This window comes from Agrobacterium sp. P15N1-A (assembly GCF_044626815.1).
Taxonomy (GTDB): Bacteria; Pseudomonadota; Alphaproteobacteria; order Rhizobiales; family Rhizobiaceae; genus Agrobacterium; species Agrobacterium leguminum.
On the sequence record NZ_JBIUPF010000005.1, the window covers coordinates 124,320 to 139,136 of the forward strand.

Below are 14,817 nucleotides of genomic sequence, written 5' to 3' on the forward strand. Positions count from 1 at the left end.
ACGGCGGGCCATTGTCGTCAATCGAATTTGGCGAGAACATCGTTCGTCGTATCGATGATCTGCTCGGCCGCTTCTTCCGCCGTCAGCTGGCCATAGGCATATTCTTCCAGCGTATCGATAAAGCCCGAGCGGATTTCAGGATGTTCGTTGAAGGGCGACACCACCGGCCCCGATGCCGCCATGACGATGGCGTTGGCGGCCCGCACTTCCGGCTCGCCCTTGTCCCCCAGACGCGCCGCCGCAGCCTTCGAGGCCGGCAGGCCGCGTGAGGTGCCGAGCGCATCGATGCCTTCCGGTTCGTTCAGCAGGCAGTTCAGGATTTGGGCGGCCGCTTCCGGGTTCTTCGAATTTTTTGAGATCGAAAACACCATGGAAGGCTTGCGATAGACGCCTTCGGTCACGGCATCGGCACGCTTCAGCATCGGCACCGGTTTCAGAACCTGCCCTTCCTTCAGCGGATCGGCATATTTCGAATAGGTCGAATCCCATTCATAGGAGCCGGCAATCCGGCCTTCCGACCAGGACGGCTTTTCATAGAGATTGACGTTACCGTCAGCCGCTTCCTCTTTCTGGGAGCGGATGGAGCCAGTTTCGACCAGCTTGCCGACGAAAGAGATACCCTCGGCCAGCTCCTCCGGCGTCCAGGCCACGCGGTTGGTCTTGGGATCGACCAGATCCTTGCCGGTCTTCTGCACAACGGCCAGCGTCACCAGAAGCTGGGCGGTCTCCTTCACGGCATTGAAGGTGTAATAGTCCTTGCCGAGCTTTTCCTTGATGGTCTTGGTTGCAGCGAAAAACTCATCCCACGTTTTCGGAATTTCAACGCCGGCCTTTTCGAAGGTGGTGGCGTTGAAGAAGAAGACGCGGCCCGTGGTGGAAACGGAAAGCCCCTGCAGCACGCCGTTCATCGAACCGGCGTCCAGATCGCTCTCGGCCCATTGCGAAAGATCGAGCGGCTTCAGCTGGCGCAGATCGGCAAAACCTTCGCCGTTCTTGGAAAACAGCGGCAGCCACGGCCAGTTGACCTGAACGATATCGGCCTCCGTCTTGCCGGCCATCTGGGTGGTGAGCTTTTCCAGATAGCCGTCGAAGCCGGTGAATTCGCCCTTGACGGTGTGGCCGTATTTCTCGCCGCAGGCGGCAATGGCCTTCTGGGTGGCGACATGGCGGCTTTCGCCGCCCCACCACGACATGCGCAGTTCCGCAGCACCTGCCGCCGGGGCCGTCGCCATCGCCACATAAGCGGCGCCGGCGAGCATTGCCATCATTCTTGTCATCGTCTTCATTGTTCTTCTCCTCCTCGAAAAATCAGGCACGCCCGTCCCCTCCTCACAGCGAGACGTTGCGGCCATCGGCCTTGTCGAAAATATGCAGTTTCTCCGGGTCCGGCTTCAGCCGCAGGATGCCGTCGCGCCCGAGTGCCTCGAATTCGGCCGCGCCAACGACGCTGACGACTTTCTGGCCGCCGAGATCGGCGTGCAGATAGACCTCGTGGCCCATGAATTCCGCATTGGTGAGTTTCGCCTGCAGCGCCGGGCCATCCGTCTCCCCCGCCAGCGCAAGATGCTGCGGGCGGATGCCAATGACGGCATCCGCGGGTCTTGCCGAAAGCCGCTGCTCCAGATGCGCACCGATCGGCAGGCGCTGGCCGGCGATGACGAATTCCGCGCCCTCGATTGCCACATCCACCAGGTTCATTTCCGGCGTGCCGATAAAGCCGGCGACGAAAAGATTGGCGGGGTGGTTGTAAAGCTCCTTCGGCGTCGCGACCTGCATGATGCGGCCCGCCTGCATGACGCAGATGCGGTCACCCATGGTCATGGCCTCCGTCTGGTCATGGGTGACGTAAATGACCGTCGAGGACAGGCCTTCCGCCTTCAGCTGACGGTGCAGATCGGTGATGCGCACCCGCATGGAGGCGCGCAGCTTGGCGTCGAGATTGGACAGCGGCTCATCGAACAGGAACACGCCGGGCTTCTTGATGAGCGCGCGGCCTAGCGCCACACGCTGCGCCTGCCCGCCGGAGAGCTGCTTCGGCAGACGGTCGAGCAGCGGCTCGATTTCGAGAATGCGCGCGACATTATCGATTGCCTTTTCGATCTCGGGCTTGGCGACACCGGCGATCTTCAGGCCGAAGGCGAGATTGCCGCGCACCTTCATATGCGGATAAAGCGCGTAATTCTGGAACACCATGGCAATGGAGCGCTTGCCGGGCGGCAGGTCGTTGACGCGCTGATCGCCGATCAGGATTTCACCACCGGTGATTTCCTCCAGCCCCGCCACCATGCGCAGCGTCGTGGATTTGGCGCAGCCGGAGGGGCCGACGAACACCATGAATTCGCCATCCTCGACCTCGAGATTGATACCGTGCACGGCCTTGAAGCTGCCGCCATAGATTTTTTCGAGATTTTTAAGTTGTACGCTTGCCATTTTCAGCCCTTGACCCCGCCAGACGAGATCCCTTCAATGAAATACCGTTGCGCCGCAAAGAACACGATCAGCGCAGGTGCGATCGTCAGCACCGACATCGCCAGGATGCGGTTCCATTCGAAGGCTTCGGTGGTGTCGATAGAGAGTTTGAGCGCCAGGCTCACCGGATATTTGTCGACCGAGGACAGGTAGATCAACGGTCCGAGAAAATCGTTCATCGTCCACATGAACTGGAACAGGCAGACCGAGATCAGCGCCGGGGCCAGCATCGGCACGACGATGTAAATCAGCGTCTGCAGACTGTTGGCGCCATCCACCCGGGCGGCCTCTTCCATGTCCGATGGCAGCGAGCGCAGGAACTGCACCAGCATGAAAACGAAGAAGGCATCGCCGGCGAGTGCCGAGGGCACCCAGAGCGGCAGGAAGCTGTCCAGCCAGCCGAGATCGCGGAACAGGATATATTGCGGAATGCGGGTAACGACATTCGGCAGCAGCAGGATGGCGATGACCGAGCCGAACAGGATTTTCTTCAGCGGAAAATCGAAGCGTGCGAAGGCATAGGCCGCCATGGTGCAGGAAATCGCCGTGCCGATGACTTTCGGCAGGATGATCAGGAACGAATTCCAGAAGAACCGGCCGAACGTATAGGGCGTCGAGGTTTCCCAGCCGCGGATGTAACCATCCAGCGTCGGATTATCGGGGATGAAGCCGGCGCCGGAGAAGATTTCCGAATTGGTCTTGAAGCTTGCGCCCACCAGCCAGATCAGCGGGTAGAGCATGATGAGGCCGACCGCGAAGAGAAGCACATAACGGACAGAGGTGGAGACGAGTCTGAGCCGCGCCCGGCGGGCCGCCTGCATGTCATTTAAGGTTGCGATATCGGTCATGGCATCAGTTCCGCTTGTCGCCGGCGTAATAGACCCATTTCTTCGACGACCAGAAGGCCACGAGGGTCAGCACGGTGATGATGGTGAAGAGCACCCAGGCGATGGCGGAGGCATAGCCCATGTTGAACTTCTTGAAGGCCTCGTCATAGATATAAAGAGGCAAGAGATAAGTGGACTTCAGCGGCCCGCCCTGTGTGATGATGTAAGGGCCGTTGAACTCCTGAAACGCCTGCACCATCTGCATGATGAGATTGAAGAAGATCACCGGCGTCAGAAGCGGCAGCGTGATGAAGAAGAAGGTCCTCACCTTGCCCGCGCCATCGATGGCGGCCGCCTCGTAAAGCGACTTGTCGATGGATTGCAGGGCGGCGAGGAAGATCACCATGGCCGAACCGAACTGCCAGCAGCGCAGCAGCGTGATGGTGAAAAGCGCATTGCCGGGATCGCCGAACCAGTCCACCGGCGACAGGCCGATGGCGGCAAGCGCCATATTGGCAAGCCCCTCGCTTGCGAAGATATAACGCCACAGCACCGCAATCGCGATCGAGCCGCCGAGAATGGACGGCACGTAAAAGGCGGTGCGGAAGAAGTTGATGAATTGCAGCTTGTAATTGAGTATGGCCGCAATGAACAGCGCGAAGGCAAGCTTCAGCGGCACCGTCAGAAAGACGTAGAACAGGGTGACGTTCAGCGATTTCATGAAGGTGCGGTCGCGGGTGAACAGCCGCTCGTAATTGGCCAGCCCCGCCCAGCTGGGATCGCTCATCAGATCGTAACGGGTGAAGCTGAGATAGAGCGAGCCGAGAAACGGGATGGCCGTGAAGACCAGAAGCCCGACGATATAAGGCGTCAGATATCCCAGCCCGAGGAAGCGCTGAGATTTCATAATGCTCCTCCCCGCGTCCCGGTGGAACGCGAACGACAGAATACAATTTCGTACAAGTGATTCTCCCGGAACGGCCGGCGGCGGGCGCATGATGGCGCAGTCTCTCGCCGCGACCGATCTCCTCCCTCATTGATACGGCGCGTAAAAGCAATTTATGCGGTGACAAAACCAAATTTCCGCGCCAAGGTGAATTAACAAAGACGAGGAAAAAGATGGACGAAATCGAAGGTGGCATTCTATCGTCCGTTCCGCCTGCGGCGCTCAACCTCAACCTGACGCGCGCAACGATCAAGATGGAGCATTCGCGCACCTGGCAGATCGACAAATCCAACCAGGTGGACGATCTCATCATCTGTCTGGAAGGGCGCGGGCATTATCTCGTCGATGGCGAGGCGCGGGTGCTGGAGCCGGGTGACGCCATGCTGATTTTCCGGGGGCAGCGCTTTGTCGGCTGGAACGAGCAGGCCGTCACCTATCGCGGGGTGGCGCAACATTTCACGCTGGATATTTATGGCCGCCACAACCTGATCGCGCAGATGGACCTGAAGCCGAAAGTGAAGCTGAGCCGCTGGCCGCTCTTGGAACCGCTGGTGCGCCACTACCGGCAGAGCGCCCCGCCCTCCTCCGTCACGCTTGGCCAGCATCATCTTTTCATGGTGCTGCTCATTGCCTTCATCGACGATGCCTTCCTCGGATGGGTGGATCGCCCGAGTTTCCAGCCGGAGGGGACGGAAGGCCTCGACCTTGCGGTAATGAAGGCGATCACCATGATTTCTGCCAATCCGCTCGACCCCGACATTGCCGGCCGGGCGACCGAGGCGGCTCCCTATAATCGCGATTATTTTCTGCGCGAATTTCAGAAGAGGGTTGGACGGACGCCAAGGAAATATCAGGAGTTCAAACGCATGGAACGCGCCATGCATTTTCTCGAGGCAGGGCTTTCGGTTACGGCAGCGGCCGCCGAAGTGGGCTATGGCGACCCCTATTATTTCTCACGCATGTTCAAACGGACATTGGGGTTAAGCCCGCGCGACCATATGAACCGCATACGCCGCAGCCGGCATGGCAATCTCATGGCCTTTGACGAACACGAGCAGCAGAGGCTGCTTGCCACTGAAACGGAAAAGGCCCCGGCATAACGGGGCCTTCTCGTTTGAAAGCGCTGGAATTACCGGAACAGTGACGGCAACCACAGGGACAGCGACGGAATATAGGTGACGGCAAGCAGCACCGCGATGCTGGCTCCGAAAAACGGCCAGATCGTCCGCATCGCTTCCCGTATCGATATGCCGCCGACCGCGCAGCCGACGAAAAGCACCGTTCCGACCGGCGGCGTGTTGAGCCCGATACCGGCGTTCAGGATCATCACGACGCCGAAATGTACGGGGTCGATGCCGAAGGCCTTCACCACGGGCAGAAGCACCGGCGTGGATATGATGACCATCGGCGCCATATCCATGAAGGTGCCGAGAAACAGCAGGATGACATTGATGACGAGCAGCACGATGATCGGATTGTCCGAAATCGCGCTGATTGCGGCAATCATCAGCGTCTGCACCTGCAGGAAGGCCATCAGCCAGCCGAAGGACGCCGCCGTGCCGATGACCAGCAGAACCATGGCCGTCGTGCGCACCGCACCCATCACCGCCTCCACGAAACCGCTCCAGTCCAGCTCGCGATAGACGAGCATCGCAACGAGGAAGGCATAGAGAACCGCGATGCAGGAACTTTCCGTCGCGGTGAAGATGCCCGAACGCACACCGCCGAAGATGATGCCGATCAACAGGATGCCGGGGAACGAGGCCAGGAGATAATACATCAGCTTCGAGAAGCCAGGGAACGGCTCGGAAGGATAACCCTTGCGCCGGGCGACGATATAGGCCGTCACCATCAGCGCCGCGGCGAGCAGGAAACCCGGAACGATGCCGGCGGTGAAGAGATCGGCCACCGAAACATTGCCGCCCGCCGCAATCGAATAAAGGATCATGTTATGCGACGGCGGTATCATCAGCGCGATGATGGCCGCATTAACCGTGACATTGACCGCATAGTCCCTGTCATAACCGCGCTTGGCCATTTGCGGTATCATCAGCCCGCCGACGGCCGAGGCATCGGCCACGGCCGAGCCGGAAATGCCGCCGAACAGCGTCGAGGCCACGATGTTGACCTGGCCGAGACCGCCGCGCAGGTGTCCCACGAGACCCGCCGCGAAGCGGATGAGGCGATGGGCGATGCCGCCGCGCACCATCAGGTCGCCGGCGAAGATGAAAAACGGTATCGCCATCATCGCAAACACGTTCATGCCGGAATTCATCTGCTGAAACACGACAATGGGCGGCAGGCCGAGATAAAGAACCGTGGCGAAAGAGGCTATGCCGAGGCAAAATGCTATCGGCATGCCGATCAGCATCAGCAGGGTGAAGACCCCGAAGAGAATGGTATAAGCCATCTACGCTGCCTCCTGCACGATCACATCCGCCGCAATCTCCTCGCCGATGGCGAGATCGACGAAACGTTCAGCCGCAAACAGCGCGATGAGGAAACCGCCGCCGATCAGCGGGAAGAAATCCGTGCCGCCCGGCCAGCCGAGAACCGGGATCGTCGCCGTCCATGTGCCCATGGAAAGCGAGGTGCCATACCAGGCCATGCCGGCGCCGAAGAAAAAGATCAGGGCAAGGCTGGTAAGGTCCATGCCCTTCTGCACGCGTGGCGGCATCATGTAGCGCAGGATATCCAGCCCCAGATGCACGCTTTCGCGCACGCCGACGGCCGCCCCCAGCATGATGAACCATGACATGAGATGCAGCGACAGCGGCTCCGACCAGCTGGGTGAATCGTTCAGAATATACCGCGCAAAGACCTGCCAGCCGACGATAAGCGTCATGGCGATCATGCCGATACCGGCAATATAAAGCGACGCGTGACTGAGCGCGCCGAGAAAGGGGCGAATGGCCCGCATGAAATTTCGCATTGTCTGTTCCTCCGCGTCAACGGCGACAAAAGAAAACCGGCCCTGTTCCCAGGGCCGGCTTTCCGCGCATTACTTGACCGCTTTCACCCGCTCCAGAAGGTCTTTCATCTTCGGATCGGTGACGAACTTGTCGTAGACGGGACCCATCGCGGCAGCGAATTCCTCCTTGTCGACCTTGATGACGTTGACGCCGCCGGCGCGGACCTTTTCTTCCGATGCCTTTTCGCGGGCGCTCCAGAGTTCACGCATCTTGCCGACGGAATCCTTGGCAGCCTGACGCAAGAGCTTCTGATCTTCCGGAGAGAGCTTGTCGTAAGAGACCTTGGAAATGACGAGGATTTCCGGGTTGAGCGAATGTTCCGTGAGCGAATAGTTCTTCGCAACCTCGTAGTGACGGGCGGATTCGTAAGAGGGCCAGTTGTTTTCCGCACCGTCGACGACACCGGTTTCAAGCGAGGAATAGACTTCGCCCATCGGCATCGGCGTCGGGTTGGCGCCAAAGGCCTGCATCATCGAAATCCACAGATCCGACTGCTGCACGCGGATTTTCAGGCCCTTCAGGTCCGCGAGTTTTTCGATGGGCTTTTTGGTGGTGTAGAAAGACCGCGCGCCGGAATCGTAAAAGGCGAGACCGATGAGGCCGTGCGGTTCGAAGGCCGCCAGAACCTCATCGCCGATCGGGCCGTCGACCGTGTTGTGCATGTGTTCCGTCGAGCGGAACAGGAAAGGCAGGCCGAGGACGGTGGTTTCCTTGACCAGATTGTTGAAGGGCGCGGCATTGACGCGGTTCATGTCGATGACGCCGAAGCGGGTCTGCTCGATGGTATCCTTCTCGCCGCCGAGAACGGAATTGTTCATGACCTGTATCTTGATGCGGCCCTTGCTGCGCTCGGCCAGAAGCTCGCCCATGTATTTCACCGCTTCGACCGTCGGATAACCGTCGGGATGAATATCGGCCGAACGCAGGGTGATTTCCTGCGCCTTGGCGGAAACACCGGCGAGCGCGATCCCCATCGCGACGCACATCATGCTTGCAATCTTTTTCATGCTTTCCTCCTCCATTGTTGAAACGATCCAGCCCCTCCAAGGCTATCGGACCGATTTTTCACGCCCATCCGGGCCGGCATGCAAAGACCTTTCACTTTAAAAGGATGATGGGGACCTCCCTTCCCCGGCCATCCCGGATTGACCTATGCCGCCGTGACTGGCGGCAGCTTGAACAGCGCTTCCGGATTTTCCACCAGCGCGCGGTGGCGCGCCGCTTCATCCGGCAGCCAGCCGAGTATGAGTTCCGCAAGCCGGGCATCGTCGGGATAGGCCGCAGTCTCGCGGATGGAATTATGCGGCCAGTTGGTGCCCCAGACGATGCGCTCCGGCGCATGGGCGGCGATGACGCGCGAAAAGGCGGCGACGTCCTCATAGGGCCAGCTCTCGCGCGAACTTTCGTAAACGCCGGCGAATTTGAACCAGAGATTGCCGCGGTCGATGAGCTTCAGAAGCGCCGCCATTTCCGGGCCATCGGTTTTGATGCCCTTGAAGAACTTGCCGTGGTGATCGAACACCCAGCGCGAGCGGATGTTCTGAAGGCGCGGCAGGTGATCGAGCAGCGTATTGCCGTCGAATTGCACCGCCACCATCCAGTCGGCCGCATGCGCGCGCTCGTCCACGGCTTCCAGCTCGGACAGGTTTACCGCGCCGCCCGGCAAATCCATGATACGCGCACCGACGGCGCCTGCGGCGGCAAGCTTTTCCATGTCCTTTTCGGTCGTTGCGGCATCGATGGTGACCACCGCCCGGGCCGCCTCGCCCATTTCCGCGACACAGGCGAGCGTGTTGCCGTTATCGCGCTGATGGGCGTTGCCCTGGGTGATGATGACCCGGTCGATGCCGAGCCATCGCATGAGGCTGCGATAATCCTCCGGTCCGGGCAGAGCGCCCGGCGGCAGGCCCGGTCCACCCGGCAGGGCGGGATAGTGGCGCAGATAGAGATGCATCTGCGTATCGACGGCGCCTTTCGGGAAAGCGGGCCGAGGCGCTGTGCCGCTCAGTTTTCTGACAAGTTCGCTCACGGGTCTGGCATCCTGAATTCAAGCAATGCGTCGCGGTTGATCTCTATTCCGAGGCCGGGGCCGTTCGGGATCGTGACGACGCCGTTTACCGCCTCTATCGGCTCGCTCAGCACGGCCTGCCGGAACGGATTATAGGTGCGGTCGAATTCCATGATCGGCTCGACGGGATTGACACGCACCGGATCGGGCGTCATCGCCGCCATGAATTGCAGGGCTGCAGCAATCTGTACGCCAGTGCCCCAGACATGCGGCACGATGCGCACGCCGTGCAGCGTGGCGAGCGCCGCGATCTTCTGCGTTTCAGAAAAGCCGCCGCAGCCGCAGAGATCGGGCTGGAGAATATCCACCGCACCGGCGGAAAGCGCCTGCCACATGCCATAACGCCCGTGCCAGGTCTCGCCGCCCGCAACCGGTATCGGCTGGCCGGCCCGCACCCGGGCATAGGCATCGAGCTGTTCGGGAACCACCGGCTCCTCGAACCAGTCGATACCATAGTCGGCGGCGCGGTTGCCGAGCGCGATGGCTTCGGTGACGGTGTAGCCGTGATTGGCGTCGATCATCAGCCGCATATCCGAACCAATCGCCTCGCGCACGGCGGCGATGACGCGGAGGTCTTCCTCAATGCCGAAGCCGATCTTGATCTTGCAGGCGTGAAAGCCCTCCGCCCGGCGCTCCGCCATCTCGGACGCATTGTCGGACACGCGGTCGACGCCATCGCGCTTGAAGCTGCCGGTGGCGTAGGCCCTCACGCTTTCGCGCCAGCGCCCGCCGAGCAGCATCGAGATGGAAGCGCCATAATGCTTGCCCTTGATGTCCCACAGCGCGATATCGATGCCGGAGAGGGCCGTGAGGCTGAGGCCGCGCTGGCCCTGATCGCGCAGGGCGTTATAAAGCACGGCCCAGATCTTTTCGGTCTGGCGCGGGTCCTGGCCGATAAGCCAGCCTGAGTAAGCCTGAACCACGGCGGCGTTGGGCCGCGCCGGGCCGAGGCATTCGCCCCAGCCGACGGTTCCGTCGTCGCATTCGATTTCCACCAGAATATGGGCGCGGCGATCGAAACGCATGGATGCGCTTTCGAACGGCGTATCCAGCCGGTGTTCGAGCAGATGCGTGCGCACCGCTGTGATCTTCATGGCTCCCCTCCCGCTTGTCTCGATCAGGCCCCCAATCAGGCTTTGCGCTTGTGCGTGCCGATCAGGGCGTCGAGCATGCCGATTTCCTCATTGGTCAGGTCCTTCAGCGGCGCGCGCACCGGACCGGCATTGAAGCCCTGCAGGCGAACGCCGGCCTTGACGGCGGAGACGGCATAACCCTTGGCGCGGTTACGGATCGCCATGAACGGATAGAAGAATTCCGTCAGAATACGTTCGCAGGTGGCGCGTTCGCCGGCGCGCAAGGCGGCGTAGAATTCATTGGCAAGGCCCGGCACGAAGTTGAAGACAGCCGAGGAATAGGTGGTAAAACCGGCGCCGAGATAGGCTTCGGCAAACAGTTCCGCCGTCGGCATACCGCCGAGATACATCAGGCGGTCGCCCATTTTGGCGGTGATCTGGCGCACGAGGCCGATATCGCCGGTGCCGTCCTTGAAGCCGACGAGGTTCGGGCATTCGTCGCAGAGACGCGCCAGCGTATCCGCCTGCAGCACGGAATTGTCGCGGTTATAAACCATGACGCCGATGCCGACCGACTGACACACTTTCTTGATGTGGGCGTAAAGGCCTTCCTGCGGCGCATCGATGAGATAATGCGGCAGAAGCAGGATACCGTCCGCGCCGACCTTTTCGACTGAGCGGGCGATATCGACGGCAATCTCGGTGCCGTAACCGCAGCCGGACACGATGGCGGTTTCACCGGCCACTTCCTTGGCCGCGGAAACGATGGTGGGGATTTCATCCGGCTTCAGCGAGAAGAACTCACCCGTGCCGCCGGCGGCAAACAGCACCGGCGCTTTGTAACCGGCGAGCCATTCGACATGCGCCCTGTAGCTATCGGCCGCAAAACGACCCTCGGCATCAAAATGGGTGACCGGGAAAGACAAGAGGCCGGAGCCGAGCGCCGCCTTGATTTGTTCAGGGTTCATGTTTGGTATTCCTTTGCAAATTCATTGACTGGAAGCCACCTAACCCGGTTGCCGCATGCTTGTCAACAATTCATCATACATGTTGTATGATGAATTGTTGAAATCTGTAACAGATCAGCGCGCCAGCCAGCCGCCATCGACATTGAGAATGGCGCCATGCACATAATCCGCCGCCGGCGAGGCAAGGAAAACCGCCGCCCCGGCTATATCGTCGGAATGGCCCCAGCGGCCGGCCGGAATACGCTCGAGAATGGCCTTGTTGCGGGCGGCATCCGCGCGTAGCGCCTCGGTATTGTTGGTTTCGATGTAACCGGGCGCAATCGCGTTCACATTGATGCCCTTCGCCGCCCACTCATTCGCCAGAAGCTTGGTGAGGCCGGCGACGCCATGTTTCGCCGCCGTATAGGACGGCACGCGAATGCCACCCTGAAAGGAGAGGAGCGAAGCGATATTGACCACCTTGCCGGACTGGCCTTTCGCCAGCAGCTCTTTCGCAAAAGCCTGGGTGGTGAAAAACAGCGCCTTGAGATTGACGTCCATCACCTCGTCCCAGTCGAGTTCGGAAAACTCGACGGAATCGGCGCGGCGGATGATGCCGGCATTGTTGACGAGGATATCGAAACCGGCGTCGGCGAAGCTGTCCTTCGCCGCCAGCGGATCGGCAAAATCGATAGACAATGCGCTGGCCTTGCCGCCGTCCCTGGCGATCATCTCCAGCGTTTCATCCGGCGCGCGGCGGGCGGCGCAGACCACCTCCGCGCCGGCCGCGGCGAGCCCCACCGCAATCGCCTGGCCAAGCCCCGTATTCGCGCCGGTGACGAGCGCCTTACGCCCCTGAAGCGAAAAGGGATTCTTCATTTCAGGTCTCCCGGCTGGATGAAGTCCATGTCGGTGTAATCGACATTGTCTCCCGCCATGGCCCAGATGAAGGTGTAAGAACCGATGCCGGCGCCGGAATGGATGGACCAGGGCGGGGAAATCGCACCCTCTTCATTCGAAATGAACAGATGCCGGGTCTCCTGCGGCTCACCCATCAGATGCAGCACGCGCGACTTCTCATCCATGCCGAAATAGAGATAGGCCTCCATGCGGCGGTCATGAATATGCGAGGGAATCGTGTTCCAGACCGAACCATCCTCCAGCGTCGTATAGCCCAGCACCAGCTGGCAGCTTTCCATGACCAGCGGATGGATGAACTGGTTGATGGTGCGCTTGTTGGAGGTTTCCGTCGCGCCGAGCTTGACTTCCTTGCTGTTGGCCAGAGTCACGAGCTTCGCCGGCAGGCTGCGGTGCGCCGGGCAGGAGGTGATGTAGAATCGCCCTGCCCCGTCAAAGGTCACCGCGCCGCTGCCTGCACCGAGATAAAGTACGTCGCCGCGATTGAGGGTATAGATCTCGCCGCCGGCGCTGACCGTGCCGGTCTCGCCGATATTGACGATGCCCATCTCGCGCCGGTCGAGGAAGGACGGCGTTTTGGTTTCTTCCACCTTGTCCAGCGTCAGCGGCGCACCGTTCGGCACCGCGCCGCCCATCACGAAGCGGTCATAATGGGTGTAGATCAGCCTGATTTCGCCGGAACGAAACATGTCGTTGGCGAGGAAATGCCGGCGGAGCCCTTCGGTATCCAGCGTTTTTGCATATTCCGGGTTCACGGCCTGCCTTGTTTCGACGGTCAACATCAAACTCATCCTTCATGATTGTTGCGTATGGCACATAATATATGTTATCCGCTTTTTGTACGATCTGTATGACAAGGTCAAGAGGCATAGGCATATCTCGACCACGCCAGGGACGTGCAACGCTGAGGGAGAATGGCAATGAAACGGCTTCTTGTTACCGGTGCTGCGGGCCAGCTTGGCCGCGTCATGCGCAAACGCCTTGCATCGATAGCCGAGATCGTTCGCCTTGCCGATCTCGCCCCGCTCGATCCGGCAGGCCCGAACGAGGAATGCGTGCAATGCGATCTGGCCGATGCAGACGCCGTGGATGCGATGGTTGCCGGTTGCGACGGCATCGTTCACCTCGGCGGCATATCGGTGGAGAAGCCTTTCGAACAGATCCTTCAGGGCAACATCATCGGGCTTTATAATCTCTATGAGGCCGCCCGCGCCCACGGCCAGCCGCGCATCATCTTCGCCAGCTCGAACCACACGATCGGTTATTACGCGCAGACGGAGAGGCTCGGTCCGGATGTTCCCTTCCGCCCGGACGGGCTTTACGGCGTATCTAAATGTTTCGGCGAAAGCCTTGCCCGCATGTATTTCGAGAAATTCGGTCAGGAGACGGCGCTTGTCCGCATCGGCTCCTGCACGCCGGAACCCAACAATTACCGCATGCTGTCCACCTGGTTTTCGCATGACGATTTCGTCTCGCTGATCAAGGCGGCATTCCGCGCACCCGTTCTCGGCTGCCCGGTCGTCTGGGGCGCGTCGGCCAATGATGCAGGCTGGTGGGACAATTCGCATCTCGGCTTTCTTGGGTGGAAACCGAAGGACAATGCCGAGACCTTCCGGGAGCACATTGCCCGGACAGCTCCCAAACCGGACCCGAGCGACGCGGTAGTCCGCTTTCAGGGTGGCGTGTTTGTCGACAACCCGATCTTCAAGGAGACGTGAAATGTCGCACGGACCCTTCCCGCCTAAAAGGCGGGATTGCATGCCAGGCCGCGAATGACGTATCGAGGAACGGTGCACGCAACCGACATTTTTTAGAACGGCGACCAAGATGACAAAAGCGACAAGCTCCGAACCGGCAGCTCCACAAGGCAGAACGCTTGTGGTAAAGGTTTCGGAGGAACTCCGCAGCCAGATCGCCAAGGGTCGTTACAAGACGGGCGAACGCCTGCCTTCCGAAGCGCAGATGACACAGGAATTCGGGGTCAGCCGTACCGTGGTGCGGGAGGCGATCGCCTCGCTGCGCTCCGACGGTCTGGTCGAGCCGCGTCAGGGCGCGGGTGTTTTCGTACTGGAACCCGCACCCACTGAGCGGCGTCCCTTCCACAATGTCGACCTTGCGCGCGTCTCGTCGCTGATCGAAATGCTGGAATTGCGCACCGCCGTGGAAGGTGACGCCGCCGGTCTTGCCGCCATTCGCCGCTCGCCGGCGCAGGAGGAAAAGATCATCGAGGCCTTCGATGCCTTCCGCGCCAGCGCCACTAAGGGCGTGCCGACGGCAGAGGCCGATTTCGCCTTCCATCTCGCCATTGCCGAAGCGACCAACAATCCCCGCTTCAGCGAGTTTCTGCAGGTGCTCGGCCCCACCCTCATTCCGCGCCGCGCCGTGGCCGAAAACGGCACGGAAACCGTGCTTTCGCCCGCCGATCTCGCCCGGCTCGTCGGTGAACACGAAGCGATCCTGATCGCGATACAGGACGGCGACGAGGAGGCGGCGCGCAGCGCCATGCGCAGCCACCTGAAAAGCAGCCAGACGCGTTATCGCTCCATGCTGCGCGCGCCGCGCTGAAATTGCCCGTTTAAACCGTATTGCATGACTGA

Annotated in this window: 15 protein-coding genes; 3 read left to right on the forward strand and 12 right to left on the reverse strand. The window is 60.5% G+C overall.

Annotated elements, in window-relative coordinates; genetic code table 11:
• Positions 1-17: 17 nt before the first annotated feature.
• Genes ACIK7D_RS18000 through ACIK7D_RS18015 form a run of 4 tightly spaced genes read right to left on the reverse strand, consistent with a single transcriptional unit; the run spans position 18 to position 4,203 of the window.
• The gene (locus ACIK7D_RS18000) at positions 18-1,286 is read right to left on the reverse strand and encodes an ABC transporter substrate-binding protein (protein ID WP_137454770.1); all 1,269 of its coding nucleotides are present in this window, start codon (positions 1,284-1,286) and stop codon (positions 18-20) included.
• Positions 1,287-1,329: 43 nt separating this feature from the next.
• On the reverse strand, positions 1,330-2,430 hold the full coding sequence (locus ACIK7D_RS18005) for an ABC transporter ATP-binding protein (protein WP_137454769.1): 1,101 nt from the start codon (positions 2,428-2,430) through the stop codon (positions 1,330-1,332).
• A gap of 2 nt (positions 2,431-2,432) precedes the next feature.
• On the reverse strand, positions 2,433-3,317 hold the full coding sequence (locus ACIK7D_RS18010) for a carbohydrate ABC transporter permease (protein WP_104679662.1): 885 nt from the start codon (positions 3,315-3,317) through the stop codon (positions 2,433-2,435).
• Between the two features lie 4 nt (positions 3,318-3,321).
• Complete coding sequence (locus ACIK7D_RS18015) at positions 3,322-4,203, reverse strand: carbohydrate ABC transporter permease (RefSeq protein WP_020812253.1); 882 nt, start codon at positions 4,201-4,203, stop codon at positions 3,322-3,324.
• A gap of 212 nt (positions 4,204-4,415) precedes the next feature.
• Between ACIK7D_RS18015 and ACIK7D_RS18020 the strand changes: the two genes are divergently transcribed.
• Positions 4,416-5,342, forward strand: coding sequence for an AraC family transcriptional regulator (locus ACIK7D_RS18020; protein WP_080854714.1), 927 nt, complete (start codon positions 4,416-4,418; stop codon positions 5,340-5,342).
• A 29-nt stretch (positions 5,343-5,371) separates the two neighbouring features.
• Here the strand turns inward: ACIK7D_RS18020 and ACIK7D_RS18025 are convergent, their stop codons facing one another.
• The 8 genes from ACIK7D_RS18025 to kduI form a co-directional block, all read right to left on the reverse strand.
• Complete coding sequence (locus tag ACIK7D_RS18025; protein ID WP_137454768.1) at positions 5,372-6,652, reverse strand: TRAP transporter large permease; 1,281 nt, start codon at positions 6,650-6,652, stop codon at positions 5,372-5,374.
• Positions 6,653-7,174, reverse strand: a complete 522-nt coding sequence (locus ACIK7D_RS18030; RefSeq protein WP_003522682.1) for a TRAP transporter small permease — start codon at positions 7,172-7,174, stop codon at positions 6,653-6,655. It lies immediately after the preceding gene.
• Between the two features lie 69 nt (positions 7,175-7,243).
• Positions 7,244-8,221 (reverse strand): TRAP transporter substrate-binding protein, encoded by a 978-nt coding sequence (locus ACIK7D_RS18035; protein WP_127757493.1) that lies wholly within the window; start codon positions 8,219-8,221, stop codon positions 7,244-7,246.
• A gap of 143 nt (positions 8,222-8,364) precedes the next feature.
• Positions 8,365-9,243 (reverse strand): amidohydrolase family protein, encoded by an 879-nt coding sequence (locus ACIK7D_RS18040; RefSeq protein ID WP_137454767.1) that lies wholly within the window; start codon positions 9,241-9,243, stop codon positions 8,365-8,367.
• Entirely contained in the window at positions 9,240-10,376 is a 1,137-nt protein-coding gene (locus tag ACIK7D_RS18045; protein ID WP_137454766.1) for a D-galactarolactone cycloisomerase, read from the reverse strand. Before ACIK7D_RS18045 ends, ACIK7D_RS18040 begins: the two co-directional genes overlap by 4 nt.
• Positions 10,377-10,411: 35 nt before the next feature.
• Positions 10,412-11,323: a 5-dehydro-4-deoxyglucarate dehydratase gene (kdgD, locus tag ACIK7D_RS18050; RefSeq protein ID WP_080820781.1), complete on the reverse strand. Its 912-nt coding sequence runs from the start codon at positions 11,321-11,323 to the stop codon at positions 10,412-10,414.
• Between the two features lie 114 nt (positions 11,324-11,437).
• Positions 11,438-12,181, reverse strand: coding sequence for a 2-dehydro-3-deoxy-D-gluconate 5-dehydrogenase KduD (gene kduD, locus ACIK7D_RS18055; RefSeq protein ID WP_137454765.1), 744 nt, complete (start codon positions 12,179-12,181; stop codon positions 11,438-11,440).
• Entirely contained in the window at positions 12,178-13,002 is an 825-nt protein-coding gene (kduI, locus tag ACIK7D_RS18060; protein ID WP_137454764.1) for a 5-dehydro-4-deoxy-D-glucuronate isomerase, read from the reverse strand. The genes kduD and kduI overlap by 4 nt, the downstream gene beginning before the upstream one ends.
• Before the next feature lie 138 nt (positions 13,003-13,140).
• Here kduI and ACIK7D_RS18065 point away from each other — a divergent pair, with 138 nt between their 5' ends.
• Both ACIK7D_RS18065 and ACIK7D_RS18070 read left to right on the forward strand, forming a co-directional pair.
• Entirely contained in the window at positions 13,141-13,938 is a 798-nt protein-coding gene (locus ACIK7D_RS18065; RefSeq protein WP_137454763.1) for an NAD(P)-dependent oxidoreductase, read from the forward strand.
• A gap of 109 nt (positions 13,939-14,047) precedes the next feature.
• A complete protein-coding gene (locus ACIK7D_RS18070; protein ID WP_020812260.1) occupies positions 14,048-14,785 on the forward strand; it encodes a FadR/GntR family transcriptional regulator in 738 nt (245 codons plus the stop codon).
• The last annotated feature ends 32 nt before the right edge of the window (positions 14,786-14,817 follow it).